The sequence below is a fragment of the Ectothiorhodospira marina genome (genome assembly GCF_900109495.1).
Classification (GTDB): domain Bacteria; phylum Pseudomonadota; class Gammaproteobacteria; order Ectothiorhodospirales; family Ectothiorhodospiraceae; genus Ectothiorhodospira; species Ectothiorhodospira marina.
This window is the reverse complement of record NZ_FOAA01000009.1, coordinates 1-15,580: the sequence shown is the minus strand read 5'-3', so window position 1 is coordinate 15,580 and position 15,580 is coordinate 1. Positions and strand designations below refer to the sequence as shown.

Here is a 15,580-nt window from a genome sequence, read left to right as displayed (position 1 = left end):
TTGCTCTCCTCGAGTCTTGGTTGGTTTATGTGTCGTGCGGGCCCTTGCTGCAAGAGGCGTGCCGAAAATGTTATGGATAAGTGATTGATTGGGTTTGGGAAATATTTTAATGTCCTGTGTTAAATCCGACCCTTTGTGGGGTTTCGGACACTGCGACGTGGGTTAAGGAGTCTTGCATGTTGATGAAGCAACCGGATGATCGATCCCCTCATCTGTTCGAACTGGAGCAGTTGAAGGAGGCCTACCCGGAACATGCGGGGGAGATCGACCCGCTGATCCTGCGACTCTGTCTGATGGACTCCCAGCGCATGTTTGCCGAAACGGTGAACCTGCACCTGGCGGAGCCCCTGGAGGATGTGGTGGTCCTGCACGACCTGCGTCTGCCGCTGGGGGACGAGGTCGTGGAGATCGATCATCTGCTCATCAACCGCAGCCTGCAGATCACCCTGGTGGACTCGGGATTCATGGGGGCCGAGTCGGTGCGGGTGAACCGACTGGGCGAGGTGTTCATTCGGTCCCCGGAAAGTCATGAGTGGGTGGGGGTGCGCGCCGCCTTTCAGGAGCTCTTCCACAAGGCCACCCAGTTGGAGCGGATCCTGGACCGTGAGCGTTGGCCCAAGCGCCTGGGCATGCGCCTGGCGCACCCGGTGGAGGTGTGCGTGGTGCTGGCCGACGAGGACGAGGTGATCATCGAGGACCCCACCCGCTGGGAAGACCGGGTGATGAAGATCACCGACTTCATCCGTCACTATGAGAAGACGAAGCTGAAGTTCACCCTGACGTATGGCCCTCTCAATGTGATCCAGACGGGGCTGAACCGGGTGAACAAGGCCACCATGGAAAAGGCGGCCAAACTGATTGCGGATCTGCATGAGTTCGAGCCGGCCAACTACTCCGAACGCCTGGGGCTGGAGCTGGACCTGTCGGAATCCGGGATGGAGCAAAGTCGCATCCTCAAGCGCCACGGCCTGCCCGATGCCCTGGATGAGTTCATGCCGCTGGATGATTTGCCGCGCAGCCTGGATGAGATGGCCGCAGGGGATGAGCCCGAGCCTGCCCCCGAGCCGCTGCCCGGGCAGGACATGCCACCGGCCGAGGAGGCGCCAACACCCCCGAAGAAGACCAAGCGACGCGGCAGCCGGTCCGGGGCAGGAAAGGCCGCCGAGGCAAAAGGCGCCAAGGCGACCGAAGCCAAAAGCACCCAGGTCGCCAAGCCCAGGAAAAAGCCTGCCAAGACAAAGGCTGCCAGCCCCGTGACGAAGGCGTCGCCTGAGGAATCCAGGAAGGCTCCTGCTGAAAAGGCTCCTGATGCCAAGGTCGACGAGGGGGCCCCTGCTGCCAAGGCCCCTGCTGCTGATGAGTATCTGCCATCTTCCCGTATTGCAGCGTCCTTGAAGATGAAGACGCCGCAGTTTCTGGAGATGATGGAAGAGCAGGGTTATCTGGCCCGATCCGCCGAAGGGGGGCTGGAGCTCACCGACAAGGGCCGGGAACTGGGGGGGCAGGCCAAGGGCAAGGGTGGGAATCGCTCGTTCTCCTGGCCGAAGGGGGTTCAAAACCAGCTAAAGTGAGGATTGGGGGCTTGTTCCTCTCACCCCAATAGTAAAAAGCTATCAAAAAGATCAAAACATCCGATTGCACCCCGCTGCACTGCAGTATTAGAATGCGTCTAAATCGAGATCGCAGTGCAACCCCTACCAACCCAGGAGTGTCAATCCATGTCCCTGATCAACACCGAAGTCAAGCCGTTCAACGCCACCGCCTACCACAATGGCGAGTTCGTTCAGGTGAACGAGGAAAGTCTCAAGGGTCAGTGGTCGGTCTTCTTCTTCTACCCCGCCGACTTCACCTTCGTGTGCCCCACCGAGCTGGGTGACCTGGCCGACAACTATGAAGAATTCAAGAAGATGGGCGTCGAGATCTACGGTGTGTCCACCGACACACACTTCACCCACAAGGCCTGGCATGACAGCTCCGAGACCATCAACAAGCTGCAGTTCCCCATGCTGGCTGATCCCACCCTGGCGATCTCCCGCAATTTTGAGGTGCTGATCGAAGACGCCGGTCTGGCCGAGCGTGGCACCTTCGTGATCGATCCTGAAGGTCGCATCCAGATCATGGAGATCAATGCCGGCAACATCGGCCGCAATGCCGAAGAACTGCTGCGCAAGATCAAGGCCGCCCAGTACGTGGCTGCGCACCCCAACGAAGTGTGCCCGGCCAAGTGGAAGGAAGGTGAGCAGACCCTGGCCCCGTCCCTGGATCTGGTGGGCAAGATCTAAATAACGCCCCCACTGCAGATTGCAGGATCCGGCGCCCGGGTGATCACTCGCCCGGGCGCTTTTGTTTGGACACCATTACTGAGGTATCACCGGCATGCTGGACGCAAATCTCAAGACACAACTGAAAGCCTACCTGGAAAAGGTGAGCCAGCCCCTGGAGATTGTTGCCACCCTGAATGATGGCGACAAATCACGGGAACTGAAGGGGTTGCTGGAGGACGTTACCAGTCTCACCGACAAGATCACCCTGCGCACCGATGGCCAGGATGGCCGCGCGCCCTCCTTTGCCATCAATCGACCGGGTGAAGACACCGGCATCGTCTTCGCCGGCATCCCCATGGGCCATGAGTTCACCTCCCTGGTGCTGGCCCTGCTGCAGGTGGGTGGTCACCCACCCAAGGCCAGCGAAGAGGTGGTGGGGCAGATCCGCGCATTGGAAGGTGAACTGCGCTTTGAGACCTATTACTCCCTGTCCTGCCAGAACTGCCCGGACGTGGTGCAGTCCCTGAACGTGATGGCCCTGCTCAACCCGAACATTCATCACGTGGCCATCGACGGTGCCCTGTTCCAGGAGGAAGTGGAGGCGCGCGAGATCATGTCCGTGCCCAGCGTCTACCTCAATGGCCAGCCCTTTGACCAGGGCCGCATGACCCTGGAGCAGATCCTGGCCAAGGTGGATACCAACGCATCCGCCCGCGATGCCGAGAAGCTCAATGCCATGTCCGCCTTCGACGTGCTGGTGGTGGGCGGTGGCCCCGCCGGGGCCTCATCGGCCATCTATGCGGCACGCAAGGGCATCCGCACCGGTGTGGTGGCGGAGCGTTTCGGGGGGCAGGTGCTGGATACGATGTCCATCGAGAACTTCATCTCCGTGCCGCACACCGAGGGTCCCAAGCTGGCCGCGGCCCTGGAAGAGCATGTGAAGGAATACGATGTGGACATCATGAACCTGCAGCGGGCGGTGAAGCTGGTGCCTGCCAAGGGCGAGAATGGCCTGCACGAGGTGGAGTTCGAGTCCGGTGCCCGCCTGAAGAGCAAGACCGTGGTACTGGCCACCGGTGCCCGCTGGCGTGAGATGAACGTGCCCGGCGAGCAGGAATATCGCAACAAGGGTGTGGCCTACTGCCCCCACTGTGATGGCCCACTGTACAAGGGTAAGCGCGTGGCCGTGATCGGCGGCGGCAACTCCGGTGTGGAGGCGGCCATCGACCTGGCCGGCGTGGTGGCCCATGTGACCCTGGTGGAGTTCATGACAGAACTGCGGGCCGATGCAGTGCTGCAAAAGAAGCTGCGCAGTCTGCCCAATGTGGACATCATCACCCACGCCCAGAGCACCGAGGTGAACGGGGATGGCAACAAGGTGAATGGCCTGACCTACAAAGACCGGGATACCGATGAGATCAAGCGCCTCGATCTGGAAGGCATCTTCGTGCAGATCGGCCTGGTGCCGAACACCGAGTGGCTGCGTGAGTCCGGCCTGGAACTCAGCGGTCGGGGAGAGATTGTCACCGACGCCCACGGTATGACATCGATCCCGGGGGTGTTTGCGGCGGGTGACGTGACCACGGTGCCCTACAAGCAGATCGTGATCGCGGTGGGCGAGGGCGCCCGGGCGGCACTGGGGGCGTTTGATTATCTGATTCGACACTGATGTGAAGGAGGGGAGAGGCCTCTCCCCTCACCCCAACCCCTCTCCCCAAGGGGGAGAGGGGCTATGTCTTTCAACACGACTCGGGGTTAATCAGGCACAAAGAGTTTCCCGGTCAGCAGCGCCGCTGTGGTGCGTACCAGCACCGCCAGGATCACAAAGGTGGTGAGGGTGAGGACCGCCCCGGCGACCAGGGTGAGGCCAATGCCCTTCATCACATCCAGATATTCGAGGGTGGCAATGGACATGGCTGCCAGGGGGAAGGTATAGGCCCACCAGGAAACGAAGAAGGGCACTTTCAGGAACTGCGACGCCAGGCTGACGTTGAGCACCGTGATGAACAGCCCCACATAGACCAGCATTCTTGCCAGCATGTCCACCTCATGCCCCATCAGACCCATATAACCGATCATGCCCACAGCGGGTGGGGCGATGAGGATGAACAGGGTGGGCAGGAATTTGGCGGGCAGCGGATTGTGGAAGACGATGCGATAGAAAACGATCGTGAACAGGATCACCCAAAAGATCATGCCGATGGAGAAGAAGAACCAGGAGGTCTCCACGAACCCCAGGGGTACGCCGCCCACCGGTACCAGCAGGTTGCCCACCACGGGGATGAACCAAGCCGGGTTGATCATGTTGATCTCATGGGAGTGATGGATCCAGCGGCCCATCACGTAGACCGTCCCTATGAAATGCAGCGTGGTGCCCACCGCCCAGAGCACCAACGACAACGCTGGCCAGTGCTCCAGCGCCGCGATGCCCAGCAGCAGCAAAGAGATGCTGAAGGTGGGGAAGAAGTTCACGCGGATGGGGTGCCTGAACTCCGCCTGTACTTCATCAAAGTGTCGCATGGCTTTGGTGATGTAGAGCAGGGTGATACCGACGAAGAGGGTTGCGCCGAGGACCAGCAGCGTCTCACCAATCACCGCCGGCAGCCCGAGGACATGATGAGCCTTGCGCCAGGCCAGCCCCAGGCCCGTGATACCCATGACCATGGCGAACAGGGGGATGGGCACGTGCATCAGCCAGTGGCTGGGGCCGGGGGTTTTAGGGGTTTGGCTCGAACTGGATTCCATGGTGCGGGACTCCTATTGGGATGAGGGCCCTGTCGCAATGATCCCGGGCCCGGTTCTGGCCCCGCACTATAAATAAGAAAATGCTGATAGACAAATGATGCCCCGCAAAATGGCCAGTGGGGGTGGATTCAAATACGCCCCCTTTCCAGGGTGAACCGTGCCATCTGAGTGGATCCCCCACGGGCCGGATCCAGGGGCCCCAGATCCAAAAAACGCACCCGATACCCATGCCGAGAGGCCACGCCCCAGCCCCATTTGCGAAAGCGCGCCCGTGTCCATTCAAAAAAATGTCCAGGATGACGCATCTCGCCGGGAGCGAGCCCGTAGAGCGCGTTGTACTCCTGATTGGGCGTGGTCACCAGCACCTTGCCTGGTCGCATGGATCGAAACACCGCGTCTTCCAGTCGGGACAAGTGGCGGGGGGCGATATGCTCGATGGTCTCAATGAGGGTGGCAATGTCAAAGCCCTGCAATGAGGTATCCGGTTCGGTAAAGGAGCCCTGACGCACCTCCACGTGAGGCCCGATCTGGGCGGTACGGCCCTCCAGGGCCTGGCGGGCCGTGTCCACGCATGCCGCATCGATGTCCAGGCCCATGAGCAACTCAAGCGGATCCTGTCCAGCCAGTCTCAGCAGCAGTTCGCCCTCGCCACACCCCAGGTCCAGCACCCGACGGGCGCCACTGCTCAGGATGTGCCGGACAATGGTCTCCATGCGTTCATCCTGCATCAATCCGCTGGTGCAGGCCTCTTCGGGTTCACGATAGATGGGGCTGTCTCCTCTAGAGCTCTCCCTGACCTGAATGATGCAGGCCCAGCCAGTTGGCCAGTGTGGGACGGACGATGATGACCAGAAAGGTCACAACGAACGCGATAATGGGGCCAGAGGCGGCCCACCAGAGGATGAAGGTCAGCGCCAGCAATGCGACCTCCACCTTTGGCATGCGATGCACCAGGCGCTCCAGTCGGCCTTCGCGAAATCGCCGCAGGCTCCACAGGGGAGACTGGTGGCGTTCCTCGTCGCTCAGGGGCGTGTCGCCGCGTGTGTGCTGTTCAAAGTCTGAGCGCAGCTTGGCACCGATCAGGCCGATCCCGATACAGAGAAGGGATGCAGCACCGGCGGTGAGGATCATCCAAGTGTTCAAGGGGTCTATATCCTGTCATGGGAAAATGGCTGTCAGTCGCTACCATCCTAGCGCTTGCCAGCATGGGACAGAAGGGGGCCTTTTGCCGGACACGGTTTGACGTTGCTTTGAAAAGCGTTATCATTCTCATCCGAATATAAGCAAATGATGGAGTGCTGATCATGCGTGCCCTACGATGGATGGGAATGGCGCTGTTGCTGTTGCTGTTGGGTGGATTCACGCCGGCCCTGGCGAAGGATCCCATCCGGTTGGCCATGCCACCCGATCCCAACGCCTTGCCGGTCTTTGTCCTGGCCGAGTACAGGGAGCGCTTCCTGCCGGAGCACACACTGGAACTGGTGGCCAACCCGGCGGGAGACCCTTCGGCCATGCGCGCCATGATGGTGGGGCGTCGCATGGATTTCGCCTTCTTCAATCTCGTGGGGGGCGTGCGCTTCCTGCAGGGCGGACTGCAGGATCTGCAACTGGTGGGTCCCTGGGTATGGCAGGGCATTTATCTGCTGGTGCCTGAGCAAACGGATGACCTGGCGGGGCTGGATGGGCAGCGTGTGCTGGTGGCCCCGGGGCTGTCCACACCACCGCATATCGTCACTGAACAGGCACTGGTGCGGCAGGGGGTCGAGGCCCGTTTCGGCAGCAGTGGCGGCGGCATGGCCCTGATGGCGCAGATGCGCACCCACGACCGAGCCCCGGCGGCGGTGGCCGCTCCGGAGCCGCTGGTAAGCCTGATGCTGCATCTGCAGGAGGAACAAGACTGGGAGCAGCGCTGGCGTGTGGGGCTGGACCCGGCCAAGGCCCTGGGAGGGGAGATCCCCCTGGGGGCCTTGTGGCAGGTCCATGACGATGTGCCCCCCGAGGATCGGCAGGCCCTGGTGCAAGCCCTGGAGCAGGTCACGCAGTGGCTGGAAGATCCGGCGCATCACGCCGAGGCGGCCCGCATTGCTGCCCGGGGGTTCAGGGAGTTTTTCAATATGCCCGTGGAAGCGGTGGCCCTGCAGGACATGCTGGCCGGGAAGCGAGTGCGGTGGGACCTCCGGTCTCCCCTTGAGCAACGCGAGTCCATGGAAGGCTATCTGGATTCAGTCTTCGGGATCCGGGCGCCAGAGGCATTGTTCAACCGATGAGCCTTTCTTTTTCCTGGAGGCGTCTGGCGCCTCCGGCAGCGGGACTGGCGGGGCTGCTGCTCCTCTGGAGCCTGGCTAGCCTGCAATTGCCCGCTGCCATCCTGCCCACTCCCTGGGCCGTGACCGATCGCCTCGTTACCCTACTGGGTGACGGGGCGCTGTGGGTTGACAGTGCGGTCACTCTGCGCAATGTGCTGCTGGCCTTCTTCCTCTCCCTGCTGGGCGGGGTGTTGCTTGGGCTCGGTGTCGGGCGCTGGCCCGCCCTGGGGCGGGCCCTGCATCCGGTGGTGGTGGTGGTGGAGGCCGCGCCCCACATCGCCTGGCTGGTGCTGGCGGTGCTTTGGCTGGGGATCGGGTCTGGCCCCCCTGTGCTGGTGGGGGTGAGCATGGCCTTGCCGCTGGTCTACATGGCCACCGCTCATGGCATCTCCCAGGTGGACCAGGGGCTGCTGGACATGGCCCATGTCTACCGTCTCTCCCGCTGGACGCGGGTGTGGTACATTTTTCTCCCCCACCTGGCCCTCACCCTCACAGGAGCCGCTTCCAGCGCTCTGTCGGTGGCCTGGCGCAGTGTCATCATGGCCGAGGCCTTTTCCAGCGATGCCGGCCTGGGGCAGTCCCTCTGGGGCGGCTATCTCTACGGAGCCATCGACGACGTCTACGCCACCATCCTCTGGATCGTGTTGCTGGGGCTGGCCCTGGAATACCTGCTCATCGACCCGGTGCGGCACCGCATCGAGAGGCGCTTACGTCATGAGTGACCTGCAGACCGAATTCCGCTGTTCCTGCGAGGACGGACCCTCCGACGCCCCGGTCCTGCTAACGCTGGAGGGGGTGACCCGGATCTTTCCCGGTGGTCAGGGGGTTCAGGGGGTGGATCTTGTGGTGCGTCGCGGCGAGGTGGTGGGGATCTGTGGTGCCAGCGGCTGCGGCAAGTCCACGCTGCTGCGTCTGGTGGCCGGGCGCGAACACCCGGATGAGGGGGTGATCCGGCGGGATGATCGCCGTCTGGGGATGGTATTTCAGGACCCGAACCTGCTGCCCTGGCTGACGGCGCGGCGTAACGTGGAACTGGTGCTGCGGCGTCGCGATAGGGTGCGGGCCCTGGAGGCACTTCATGCCGTGGGCCTGGAGGGAGCGGAGGAGCAGTATCCGGCCCGACTCTCCGGTGGGATGCGTCAGCGGGTGGGCATTGCCCGGGCCCTGGCCATGCAACCGGACTTGCTGCTCATGGACGAACCCTTCTCCAGCCTGGATTATTTTACCCGTACCGATCTGCTGGAGTTGGTGCGTACCCGAGTGCGGGCCCTGGACTTGGGAGTGATCTTCGTCAGCCACGACGTGCGCGAGGTGGCCCATCTCTGTGACCGGGTGTTGGTGATGGGTCGAACCCCGGGCCGTCCTCTGGCGGAACTGCGCAATCCCGCCTCCGGTAAACAGGGACGGCGTCCACCGGGGCTGGTGGCCCGCTTCGAGGAGCGGGTGCTGGAGGCCATCCGCGGCGGGCATCCCTCGGCCCTCTGTTCCACTGTTTGATGGAGGTCAGGAATCGTCCAGATCCAGGGGGTTTGAATGCAACAACAATTTCTCCACCTCCTCGGCCGGCAACGGACGGCTGAACAGATAGCCCTGTCCCTTCACGCAGCCATGATCCAGCAAGAAATCCCGCTGTACCGTGTTCTCGATGCCCTCGGCGATGACCCTCATGCCCAGGGTCTCGCCCAGGCCGATGATCGCCCGAATGATGGCGGCATCCTCGGGATGATGGGCAGGGTCTTCCTCCATATCGGAGACGAAGGAGCGATCAATCTTGATGGCGTACACCGGCAGGCGCTTGAGGTGTTCAAGGAAGAGTAGGCGGTACCAAAGTCGTCAATGGACACGCGCACCCCATGGGCATTGAGGTCGGTGAGGGTGCCTATGGTCTGTTCGATGGAACTCATGGCCGCGCTCTCGGTAATCTCGATTTCCAGAGCACGGGCGTCCAGACCCGTATCCGCCAACACGCCCAGGATGCGTTCGACAACGCCGGGCTCCCGAAACTCACGTGCTGACAGGTTGACCGCCACGGGCACGGTTGGCACACCCCGGGCCTTCCAGTCGCGAATCGGATAACAGTGCCCCCATCTGGGCGATCGGTAAACAATGATCCGCTTCAACATTCGCTATGACCGATCGCGGCATGTCCGGAGAAGAGGCATTCGCGGGATCTTGGGCAATGCAGACGCCTCCGCATCGTTTAATGGCCATCATGCCGCTGGTGCCATCATCCAGGTAGCCTGTGAGAATGATGCCTATGACCCGGTTGCCATAGGCCACTGCTGCGGAACGGAACAAGGGATCAATGGCCGGGCGGGAACGGTTTTCCCGGGCGCCTTTGGTGATGAGTATCTTTCCTTTCACGATCAGCATGTGTTGATCGGAGGGCGCCAGATAAATATGACCACGTTCGAAGGGCTGTTGATCGTGCGCATGTACACACGTCAGGCCGCCGCTTGCATTCAAGACCTTCACAAGCCCTTCTCCGGTGGTATCTGCGCTCATGTGGCTGACGATAAAGATGGGGAGCCGGAAAATCCTCCTGAAATTGCGCGACCAGTGCCTTCAGTGCCGCCATGCCACCAGCGGAGGGCCCAATCATAATCAGCATCGGATCTGCCGTTTTATTCATCGTTTATTTCGTGTCCCTCTTGGAGTCGCTGTTGATCTCTCCCAGTACGGCCCCTTTCTTGTCGCCATGCTTCTCGTCCTTTCCCTTGTGCCCCTTGCCTTCGTCGCGGATCACCTTGCTGGTAACCTTCTTTTCCCTGGATTCGTTTACTCGGGAGTTGCCCTCATTTCTGTTCATGAACTGATCTCCAGGCCATTGTTTTATCGGGATCCTGCCTCTTGACATGAAGTCATGTAGACGCAGGATGTGGTTCTCACGGTAATGGCGGCTCGAGTTCGGGTCTGTGCGTTGTCCAACATATGCCGAGTCACTTTGCCGGGGTCTTATATCAAAGCTGTGATCTGATGGGCAGGAGTATCCTTTCGGATACCTTTTCGCGCCATGAACGGCGCTGCCAGTAGGCCAGGGAATACGGCTCAGCCCTCAGTAGGTCGTCCTCGAATACCGCCGTCGTCTGGGTGGCGAAGGCGGTGCTGTATATATTAAGACTCGCTTCGTCATTGAGCCGAATCGAACGCATGTCGAAATTGGTTGAACCCACGGAGACAAACTCGGCATCGATGATCAGCAGCTTGGTATGCAGCATGGTCGGCTGATAGACATGGATCTCGGCACCTGCGTGCAGAAGCTCGCCCCAATCCGCCTTGGAGGCGATCTTGACCGTGAACGCATCAATGTGCGGGCCAGGCAACAGGATGCGAACGCGCACGTTGCGACCACGTGCCGCAATCAGGGCCCGGATCAATAGCCTGTCGGGCACGAAATAGGATGCTGCCAGGTCGATCGTCACTTCAGACGCCGCGATGGCAAGCAGGTACATCAGATGCATGCTCTCGCTCCCGCCGGACGGCGAGGCAACGAACACGTGTGCGTCCATGTCGCCGTGCCCCTGGAGGGCCGGGAAGTAGCTCGGGCCGTTCAGTACCTGCCCCGTGGTCTTGATCCAATTGTCGTTGAAGGCCGCTTGCAACTGAGCCACCACGGGCCCTTCAATGCGGTAGTGAGTGTCTCGCCAGTGATCGGGATCGCCACCGTCACCCGTCCATTGGTCCGCGATGCCCACCCCCCCGGTGAACCCGATGCACCCATCGACCACCAACAGCTTGCGATGGGTGCGGTTGTTCATGCGGCCGATGTGGTACCAGTGCAGCGGTCGATATCGTTGCACCCGCACACCGGCAGCCTGCATGGAATCCAGCAGCGACGGCTCCATCTTGTTGCTGCCGACCCAATCGATGATGACGCTCACAGGCACGCCCGCGCGGGCGCGTTCGGAAAAGGCTTGCGAGAACGCCTCCCCCATTTCACCTGACCAGTAGATGTGCGTCTCAAAGGTGATCGATGTCTGCGCCGAACGAATGGCCAGCAACATCGCCGGAAAGATCTCTTGACCGTTTTGCAGCGCGGTCACTCGATTGCCTTGCACGATCGACGGGCCCATCAGGACGGACATCTCCCGTCGAAACTGGGGATCGGAGACCGCGTGGCGATGGGCGACTTTGCGTTCCACTGCCTTCTCGGGTGTCTTGAAGTTCTGCAAGAACACCAACACCAGGCTGGTGGCCAGCGCTGTGATTGTGATAATCCAGAGCATAGGTATTCGTCTCCCAGTCAATGACATCCCAGCCCGGCAAAGGAACAAGGGCGCTGACAATGGATGGAGGCGGCGGTCGATCTGTGCGCAGCCCGAACCGGGGATCGTGCACGACCAGGGGCAACCCGTCGTCTGGTTGTGGGGCAGTGTGGGGGGCTACTACAGGCGCGTCGGTGCGCTACCTCACGGAGCGCCAGACGGAACCGGATGGTGGAGGTGGGCTTAAGGGGCCATGCCTACGTTTGTTATCGCACAGACGAGTCTCGACGGCAGCATGAAGATCCATCACGAATTGGTGGTTCCAGCGGCACATCCCTGGTCCACATCCCCCCACTCTGCCGGAGACGCATCATGGCTACGCACAAAAGACCGGCCCGGCCGTCACAGAAACCCAAGGGCGATCGATCCGCCACAGCAGGGCAGGGTGGCGACAGTGTGCTTGAATCCAACGACATCGCAGCCGAACAGGCCCGCGCGAGTGACGAGTTCGTCGCCCAGATGCCCTATAACAGCATCAAGGAGCTCGAGTACGGTTACGACAATGCCGTGGCGCCACCTGCCGGCGTGACTGTGGAGCCGGACTCCGGCGCCTTGACCGCCAGCACGGCCACCGAGGAAGTCGAGACTGAGAAGACGGGTGGTGCAGCCCGGCTCGGGACGAACGCGACCATCGCCTCCCTGGACCGGGTCAGGGTCGATGCCAGCGACCGGCCGTTGACGACCAACCAAGGTGTTGGCATTGCCGATAACCAGAACACATTAAAGGCCGGATTGCGTGGACCCTCGTTGCTTGAAGATTTCATTCTTCGGGAAAAGATCACGCATTTCGATCACGAGCGCATCCCGGAGCGCATCGTCCATGCGCGCGGCTCTGGCGCGCACGGGTACTTTGAGGCCTACGGTGCGCTGACCCAGTACAATGAAATTTCCCGATCTGGTTCACGCGCTCAAACCGGAGCCGCATCATGGGATGCCTCAAGCGGCTTCGGCGCATGATACGTTCTGGGACTTCGTCTCGCTGATGCCGGAATCCATGCACATGCTCATGTGGGTGATGTCGGATCGTGCCATACCGCGCAGTTATCGGATGATGCAAGGCTTTGGCGTGCATACGTTTCGCCTGCTCAACGAACAGGGTCAATCGGTATTCTGCAAGTTCCATTGGACGCCGCTACAGGGAACCCATTCCCTCCTATGGGATGAGGCGGTGAAAATATCGGGTGCGGACCCGGATTTTCATCGGCGTGATTTGTGGGAGGCCATCGAGTCGGGCGACTTCCCGGAATGGGAACTGGGACTGCAGATATTCACCGAGGAACAGGCCGAGATCGTCCCGGAGGAGTTGGTGCCGATCCTGCCTGTCGGACGCATGGTGCTCAACCGCAACCCCGACAACTTCTTTGCGGAGACTGAGCAGGTCGCCTTCTGCACGGCGCACATCATCCCGGGCATCGATTTCTCCAATGATCCCTTGCTTGCCGGTCGAATCCATTCCTATGCGGATACACAGATCACGCGACTCGGCGGCCCCAATTTCCACGAGATCCCGATCAATACACCGCTTGCCCCCGTGCAGAACAACCAACGCGATGGCATGCACCGCCAGGCCCTGCACCGTGGGCGCGTGGCCTACGAGCCCAATTCATTGGCGGGGGGCTGCCCCTTTCAGGCCGGAACTGCCGGATTCATGTCCTTCCCCGAGCCCATTGCCGATGACAAGGTTCGCGGCAAGCCGGAGAAGTTCGCCGAGCACTATGCACAGGCCACCTTGTTCTTCGAGAGTCAGACGGCGGTGGAGAAGGTGCATATTGCAGCCGCATTCCGCTTTGAGCTGAGCAAGGTTGAGGTCCTCGCTATCCTTGAACGGATGTTGTCCTCCCTGGTGAACCTCTCACCGGCCCTGGCTACCCAGGTCGTGGATGGTTTGGGCATGGAGGTGCCCGATGCCATGCCGAAGGCCATCGCCGATCCAAAGGCGCCGGAGGTGACCGTGTCTCCGGCATTGTCGCTGATGGCGTTACCGGGGGCGGCAGCAGTCTGAAAAGCTGGCGCTTCGAACAGCCCATCGTTGACGCGCGATGGGCACCAGAACGACGATGATTTGTGGGGCTGCCAGGCTCCGGCGTGAGGGTCTGCTGGTGGCGTTTCTGGGTGTGATCGGTCTTGCCGCGGCCGCCACCCTCGTGTTCGCCCGAGTGCCGCTGTACACCCAGGATCGAACCTTCGGAGATTCGTGCCATGGAACGTGATTGGAACGGGGCCAACCTCCTGATTCGCGAGATCAGCCGGGTCTTCCCGGCGATCAAAGAGTTTCGGCTTGAGCTCGCGGGTTACGAAGTGGACGTGCCGCAGGTTGCCGTGCCCGCTTTACCCGCAGGATCCGGCCGACGACAAGGCCCCGAAGGCTGATGCCACACTCATGCTGTCACGGTTCGATACGCGTCCCAAGGACTTCCAGGAAGCGGGCCAGCCAAGCGGGATGCGCGGGCCAGGCGGGTGCCGTGACCAGATTGCCGTCCACGTGTGCGTCATCCACCGCGATATCCATATAGTGGCCGCCAGCCTTCGTGACTTCAGGCCCACAGGCCGGGTATGCGGAGCAGCTTCTGCCCTCCAGTACACCCGCGGCGCTCAAGATCTGTGACCCATGGCAAATGGATGCAATCGGTTTGCCGGCAGCAGCAAAGTGGCGAACGATCTCGAGCACTCGCTCGTTCAGGCGCAGATACTCCGGCGCCCGCCCACCCGGTATCACCAGGGCGTCGTAGTCGTCGGGCTGCAGGCCATCGAAATCGGCGTTCAGGGTGAAATTGTGGCCCGGCTTTTCGCTGTAGGTCTGTGCGCCCTCGAAGTCATGGATGGCAGTACGCACCTGTTCTCCCGCTTTTTTATCCGGGCAAACAGCATGCACCGCATGCCCGACCATCAACAGGGCCTGGAACGGGACCATTATCTCGTAGTCCTCTCCGTAGTCACCCACCAACAGCAGAATCTTCTTTGCGCTCATCAGTGCCTCCTCCGTCGCAGGTCTCCAGGCAACCGCACACTGTTACACGGTCATAGCCCGGCACAGATGGAGTCTAGTAGCTCTGCACGAAGAGGAAAGGAGATTTTGAGCATGCATACCGGCCCGTTTGTGGAAGCGGTGTATCCTCGGCCAGCCACTATATCGGTCACCGCCCCGAAGAAGCGGATCTTGCCAAATTTTGCCAAAAGACCTACGCTTGTTTCATGAGCACGATGAACATCTCTCTCCCGGACAGTCTGAAGTCCTTCGTGGACGAACAGGTCAGCCAGCGCGGCTATGGCACCAGCAGCGAGTACGTGCGTGAGTTGATTCGCAAGGATCAAGAGCGCTTGCATCTGCGGAAGCTGCTGTTGGCAGGAGCAGCCTCGGTCCCGGCAGCAACAGCCGATGCCCGCTACTTTGAAGGCCTGCGTGACCGGGTGCGCAAGAGCGCCAAGGCCGGCGCTCAAGAGTGAAAGCCAAGGCAGTCATCCCGCGTGAGCAGGCCAGCCGGGATGTTGACGAGGCTCTTGCCTACTACCTGAGTGAGGCCAGCGAAGCTGTGGCGCTCGGCTTTATCAATGCACTGGAGAAGGCCTACGGCCACATCGGTCGCCATCCGGCAACGGGCTCAACGCGCTACGCACACGAACTCAATTTGCCCGGCCTGTGCGCTTGGCCGCTGACACGCTACCCGCATGTCGTGTTCTACGTTGAGCATCCGCACCACATCGACGTCTGGCGTGTGCTGCATGGCCAGAGGGACATCCCGGTGTGGATGCAAGAGCCCGACAATGTTGGCATATTATGCCAATAGACGCACTCAACTTCGGACTCGCTCACCAGCCGTTCCATCATACCTACCCAAACCTTTTCAGAAGCATCTAAACCGGTTCAGTGCTGATTTCCTGCTTCACAGAGGCCGGTTTCACTCCGGTCTTGCGACCTGAGCCAGCGCCTTCCTCTCCACAGGCTGACACCGTGGAACTCACGGCGTAATGGGCAAGATTTCTTGCCGCATTCACATCCCGG

18 protein-coding genes and 1 pseudogene are annotated in these 15,580 nt (G+C 61.0%); 11 read left to right on the top strand and 8 right to left on the bottom strand.

The window, feature by feature from the left end; genetic code table 11:
* The first annotated feature begins 176 nt into the window (after nt 1-176).
* The 3 genes from BMY52_RS15410 to ahpF all read left to right on the top strand — a co-directional run bounded on the left by BMY52_RS15410 (nt 177) and on the right by ahpF (nt 3,933).
* Nucleotides 177-1,571, top strand: a complete 1,395-nt coding sequence (locus BMY52_RS15410; RefSeq protein ID WP_090253545.1) for a nuclease-related domain-containing protein — start codon at nt 177-179, stop codon at nt 1,569-1,571.
* Between the two features lie 147 nt (nt 1,572-1,718).
* Nucleotides 1,719-2,282, top strand: a complete 564-nt coding sequence (gene ahpC / locus BMY52_RS08820; protein ID WP_090253543.1) for an alkyl hydroperoxide reductase subunit C — start codon at nt 1,719-1,721, stop codon at nt 2,280-2,282.
* Between the two features lie 94 nt (nt 2,283-2,376).
* On the top strand, nt 2,377-3,933 hold the full coding sequence (ahpF, locus tag BMY52_RS08815; RefSeq protein ID WP_090253541.1) for an alkyl hydroperoxide reductase subunit F: 1,557 nt from the start codon (nt 2,377-2,379) through the stop codon (nt 3,931-3,933).
* 86 nt (nt 3,934-4,019) lie between these two features.
* Here the strand turns inward: ahpF and BMY52_RS08810 are convergent, their stop codons facing one another.
* The 3 genes from BMY52_RS08810 to BMY52_RS08800 form a co-directional block, all read right to left on the bottom strand.
* Complete coding sequence (locus BMY52_RS08810; RefSeq protein ID WP_090253539.1) at nt 4,020-5,009, bottom strand: SLAC1 anion channel family protein; 990 nt, start codon at nt 5,007-5,009, stop codon at nt 4,020-4,022.
* A 128-nt stretch (nt 5,010-5,137) separates the two neighbouring features.
* Nucleotides 5,138-5,722, bottom strand: a complete 585-nt coding sequence (locus BMY52_RS08805; protein WP_177169913.1) for a methyltransferase domain-containing protein — start codon at nt 5,720-5,722, stop codon at nt 5,138-5,140.
* Between the two features lie 67 nt (nt 5,723-5,789).
* Nucleotides 5,790-6,152 (bottom strand): hypothetical protein, encoded by a 363-nt coding sequence (locus tag BMY52_RS08800; protein WP_143050455.1) that lies wholly within the window; start codon nt 6,150-6,152, stop codon nt 5,790-5,792.
* 161 nt (nt 6,153-6,313) lie between these two features.
* On the opposite strand from BMY52_RS08800, the gene BMY52_RS08795 reads away from it, so the two are divergent.
* Genes BMY52_RS08795 through BMY52_RS08785 form a run of 3 tightly spaced genes read left to right on the top strand, consistent with a single transcriptional unit; the run spans nt 6,314 to nt 8,812 of the window.
* Nucleotides 6,314-7,276 carry a substrate-binding domain-containing protein gene (locus tag BMY52_RS08795; protein ID WP_143050454.1) on the top strand — a complete coding sequence of 321 codons (963 nt, stop codon included), beginning with the start codon at nt 6,314-6,316 and terminating at the stop codon, nt 7,274-7,276.
* Nucleotides 7,273-8,037 (top strand): ABC transporter permease, encoded by a 765-nt coding sequence (locus BMY52_RS08790; RefSeq protein ID WP_090253531.1) that lies wholly within the window; start codon nt 7,273-7,275, stop codon nt 8,035-8,037. Before BMY52_RS08795 ends, BMY52_RS08790 begins: the two co-directional genes overlap by 4 nt.
* Nucleotides 8,030-8,812 (top strand): ABC transporter ATP-binding protein, encoded by a 783-nt coding sequence (locus BMY52_RS08785; RefSeq protein ID WP_090253529.1) that lies wholly within the window; start codon nt 8,030-8,032, stop codon nt 8,810-8,812. The genes BMY52_RS08790 and BMY52_RS08785 overlap by 8 nt, the downstream gene beginning before the upstream one ends.
* 6 nt (nt 8,813-8,818) lie before the next feature.
* Here BMY52_RS08785 and BMY52_RS15665 read toward each other — a convergent pair.
* The 4 genes and pseudogenes from BMY52_RS15665 to BMY52_RS08770 all read right to left on the bottom strand — a co-directional run bounded on the left by BMY52_RS15665 (nt 8,819) and on the right by BMY52_RS08770 (nt 11,541).
* Nucleotides 8,819-9,438 (bottom strand): annotated as a pseudogene (locus BMY52_RS15665) (EAL domain-containing protein).
* Nucleotides 9,320-9,820 carry a chemotaxis protein CheB gene (locus BMY52_RS08775; protein ID WP_245740738.1) on the bottom strand — a complete coding sequence of 167 codons (501 nt, stop codon included), beginning with the start codon at nt 9,818-9,820 and terminating at the stop codon, nt 9,320-9,322. Before BMY52_RS08775 ends, BMY52_RS15665 begins: the two are co-directional and overlap by 119 nt.
* 130 nt (nt 9,821-9,950) lie before the next feature.
* Nucleotides 9,951-10,124 carry a hypothetical protein gene (locus BMY52_RS15405; protein ID WP_177169912.1) on the bottom strand — a complete coding sequence of 58 codons (174 nt, stop codon included), beginning with the start codon at nt 10,122-10,124 and terminating at the stop codon, nt 9,951-9,953.
* A gap of 151 nt (nt 10,125-10,275) precedes the next feature.
* The gene (locus BMY52_RS08770; protein ID WP_090253527.1) at nt 10,276-11,541 is read right to left on the bottom strand and encodes a phospholipase D-like domain-containing protein; all 1,266 of its coding nucleotides are present in this window, start codon (nt 11,539-11,541) and stop codon (nt 10,276-10,278) included.
* A gap of 351 nt (nt 11,542-11,892) precedes the next feature.
* On the opposite strand from BMY52_RS08770, the gene BMY52_RS15655 reads away from it, so the two are divergent.
* The 3 genes from BMY52_RS15655 to BMY52_RS08760 all read left to right on the top strand — a co-directional run bounded on the left by BMY52_RS15655 (nt 11,893) and on the right by BMY52_RS08760 (nt 13,950).
* Nucleotides 11,893-12,537, top strand: coding sequence for a catalase (locus BMY52_RS15655; protein ID WP_245740736.1), 645 nt, complete (start codon nt 11,893-11,895; stop codon nt 12,535-12,537).
* Nucleotides 12,512-13,582: a catalase gene (locus BMY52_RS08765; protein WP_245740734.1), complete on the top strand. Its 1,071-nt coding sequence runs from the start codon at nt 12,512-12,514 to the stop codon at nt 13,580-13,582. Before BMY52_RS15655 ends, BMY52_RS08765 begins: the two co-directional genes overlap by 26 nt.
* Nucleotides 13,583-13,779: 197 nt before the next feature.
* On the top strand, nt 13,780-13,950 hold the full coding sequence (locus tag BMY52_RS08760) for a hypothetical protein (protein WP_177169911.1): 171 nt from the start codon (nt 13,780-13,782) through the stop codon (nt 13,948-13,950).
* A gap of 16 nt (nt 13,951-13,966) precedes the next feature.
* Here the strand turns inward: BMY52_RS08760 and BMY52_RS08755 are convergent, their stop codons facing one another.
* Nucleotides 13,967-14,548, bottom strand: a complete 582-nt coding sequence (locus tag BMY52_RS08755) for a DJ-1/PfpI family protein (RefSeq protein WP_090253522.1) — start codon at nt 14,546-14,548, stop codon at nt 13,967-13,969.
* A gap of 233 nt (nt 14,549-14,781) precedes the next feature.
* On the opposite strand from BMY52_RS08755, the gene BMY52_RS08750 reads away from it, so the two are divergent.
* Both BMY52_RS08750 and BMY52_RS08745 read left to right on the top strand, forming a co-directional pair.
* On the top strand, nt 14,782-15,024 hold the full coding sequence (locus BMY52_RS08750; protein WP_370642851.1) for a type II toxin-antitoxin system ParD family antitoxin: 243 nt from the start codon (nt 14,782-14,784) through the stop codon (nt 15,022-15,024).
* A complete protein-coding gene (locus tag BMY52_RS08745; RefSeq protein WP_090253519.1) occupies nt 15,021-15,365 on the top strand; it encodes a type II toxin-antitoxin system RelE/ParE family toxin in 345 nt (114 codons plus the stop codon). The genes BMY52_RS08750 and BMY52_RS08745 overlap by 4 nt, the downstream gene beginning before the upstream one ends.
* Nucleotides 15,366-15,580: the final 215 nt, after the last annotated feature.

Coding starts and splice junctions, on each gene's coding strand:
- BMY52_RS08785 (WP_090253529.1), top strand. CDS start 8,030: ATGAGTGACCTGCAGACCGAATTCCGCTGTTCCTGCGAGGACGGACCC.
- BMY52_RS08805 (WP_177169913.1), bottom strand. CDS start 5,722: ATGGAGACCATTGTCCGGCACATCCTGAGCAGTGGCGCCCGTCGGGTG.
- ahpC (WP_090253543.1), top strand. CDS start 1,719: ATGTCCCTGATCAACACCGAAGTCAAGCCGTTCAACGCCACCGCCTAC.
- BMY52_RS15655 (WP_245740736.1), top strand. CDS start 11,893: ATGGCTACGCACAAAAGACCGGCCCGGCCGTCACAGAAACCCAAGGGC.
- BMY52_RS08790 (WP_090253531.1), top strand. CDS start 7,273: ATGAGCCTTTCTTTTTCCTGGAGGCGTCTGGCGCCTCCGGCAGCGGGA.
- BMY52_RS08775 (WP_245740738.1), bottom strand. CDS start 9,820: ATGAGCGCAGATACCACCGGAGAAGGGCTTGTGAAGGTCTTGAATGCA.
- BMY52_RS08755 (WP_090253522.1), bottom strand. CDS start 14,548: ATGAGCGCAAAGAAGATTCTGCTGTTGGTGGGTGACTACGGAGAGGAC.
- BMY52_RS15410 (WP_090253545.1), top strand. CDS start 177: ATGTTGATGAAGCAACCGGATGATCGATCCCCTCATCTGTTCGAACTG.
- BMY52_RS08760 (WP_177169911.1), top strand. CDS start 13,780: ATGGAACGTGATTGGAACGGGGCCAACCTCCTGATTCGCGAGATCAGC.
- BMY52_RS08810 (WP_090253539.1), bottom strand. CDS start 5,009: ATGGAATCCAGTTCGAGCCAAACCCCTAAAACCCCCGGCCCCAGCCAC.
- BMY52_RS08795 (WP_143050454.1), top strand. CDS start 6,314: ATGCGTGCCCTACGATGGATGGGAATGGCGCTGTTGCTGTTGCTGTTG.
- BMY52_RS08765 (WP_245740734.1), top strand. CDS start 12,512: ATGCCTCAAGCGGCTTCGGCGCATGATACGTTCTGGGACTTCGTCTCG.
- BMY52_RS08750 (WP_370642851.1), top strand. CDS start 14,782: ATGAACATCTCTCTCCCGGACAGTCTGAAGTCCTTCGTGGACGAACAG.
- ahpF (WP_090253541.1), top strand. CDS start 2,377: ATGCTGGACGCAAATCTCAAGACACAACTGAAAGCCTACCTGGAAAAG.
- BMY52_RS08770 (WP_090253527.1), bottom strand. CDS start 11,541: ATGCTCTGGATTATCACAATCACAGCGCTGGCCACCAGCCTGGTGTTG.
- BMY52_RS15405 (WP_177169912.1), bottom strand. CDS start 10,124: ATGAACAGAAATGAGGGCAACTCCCGAGTAAACGAATCCAGGGAAAAG.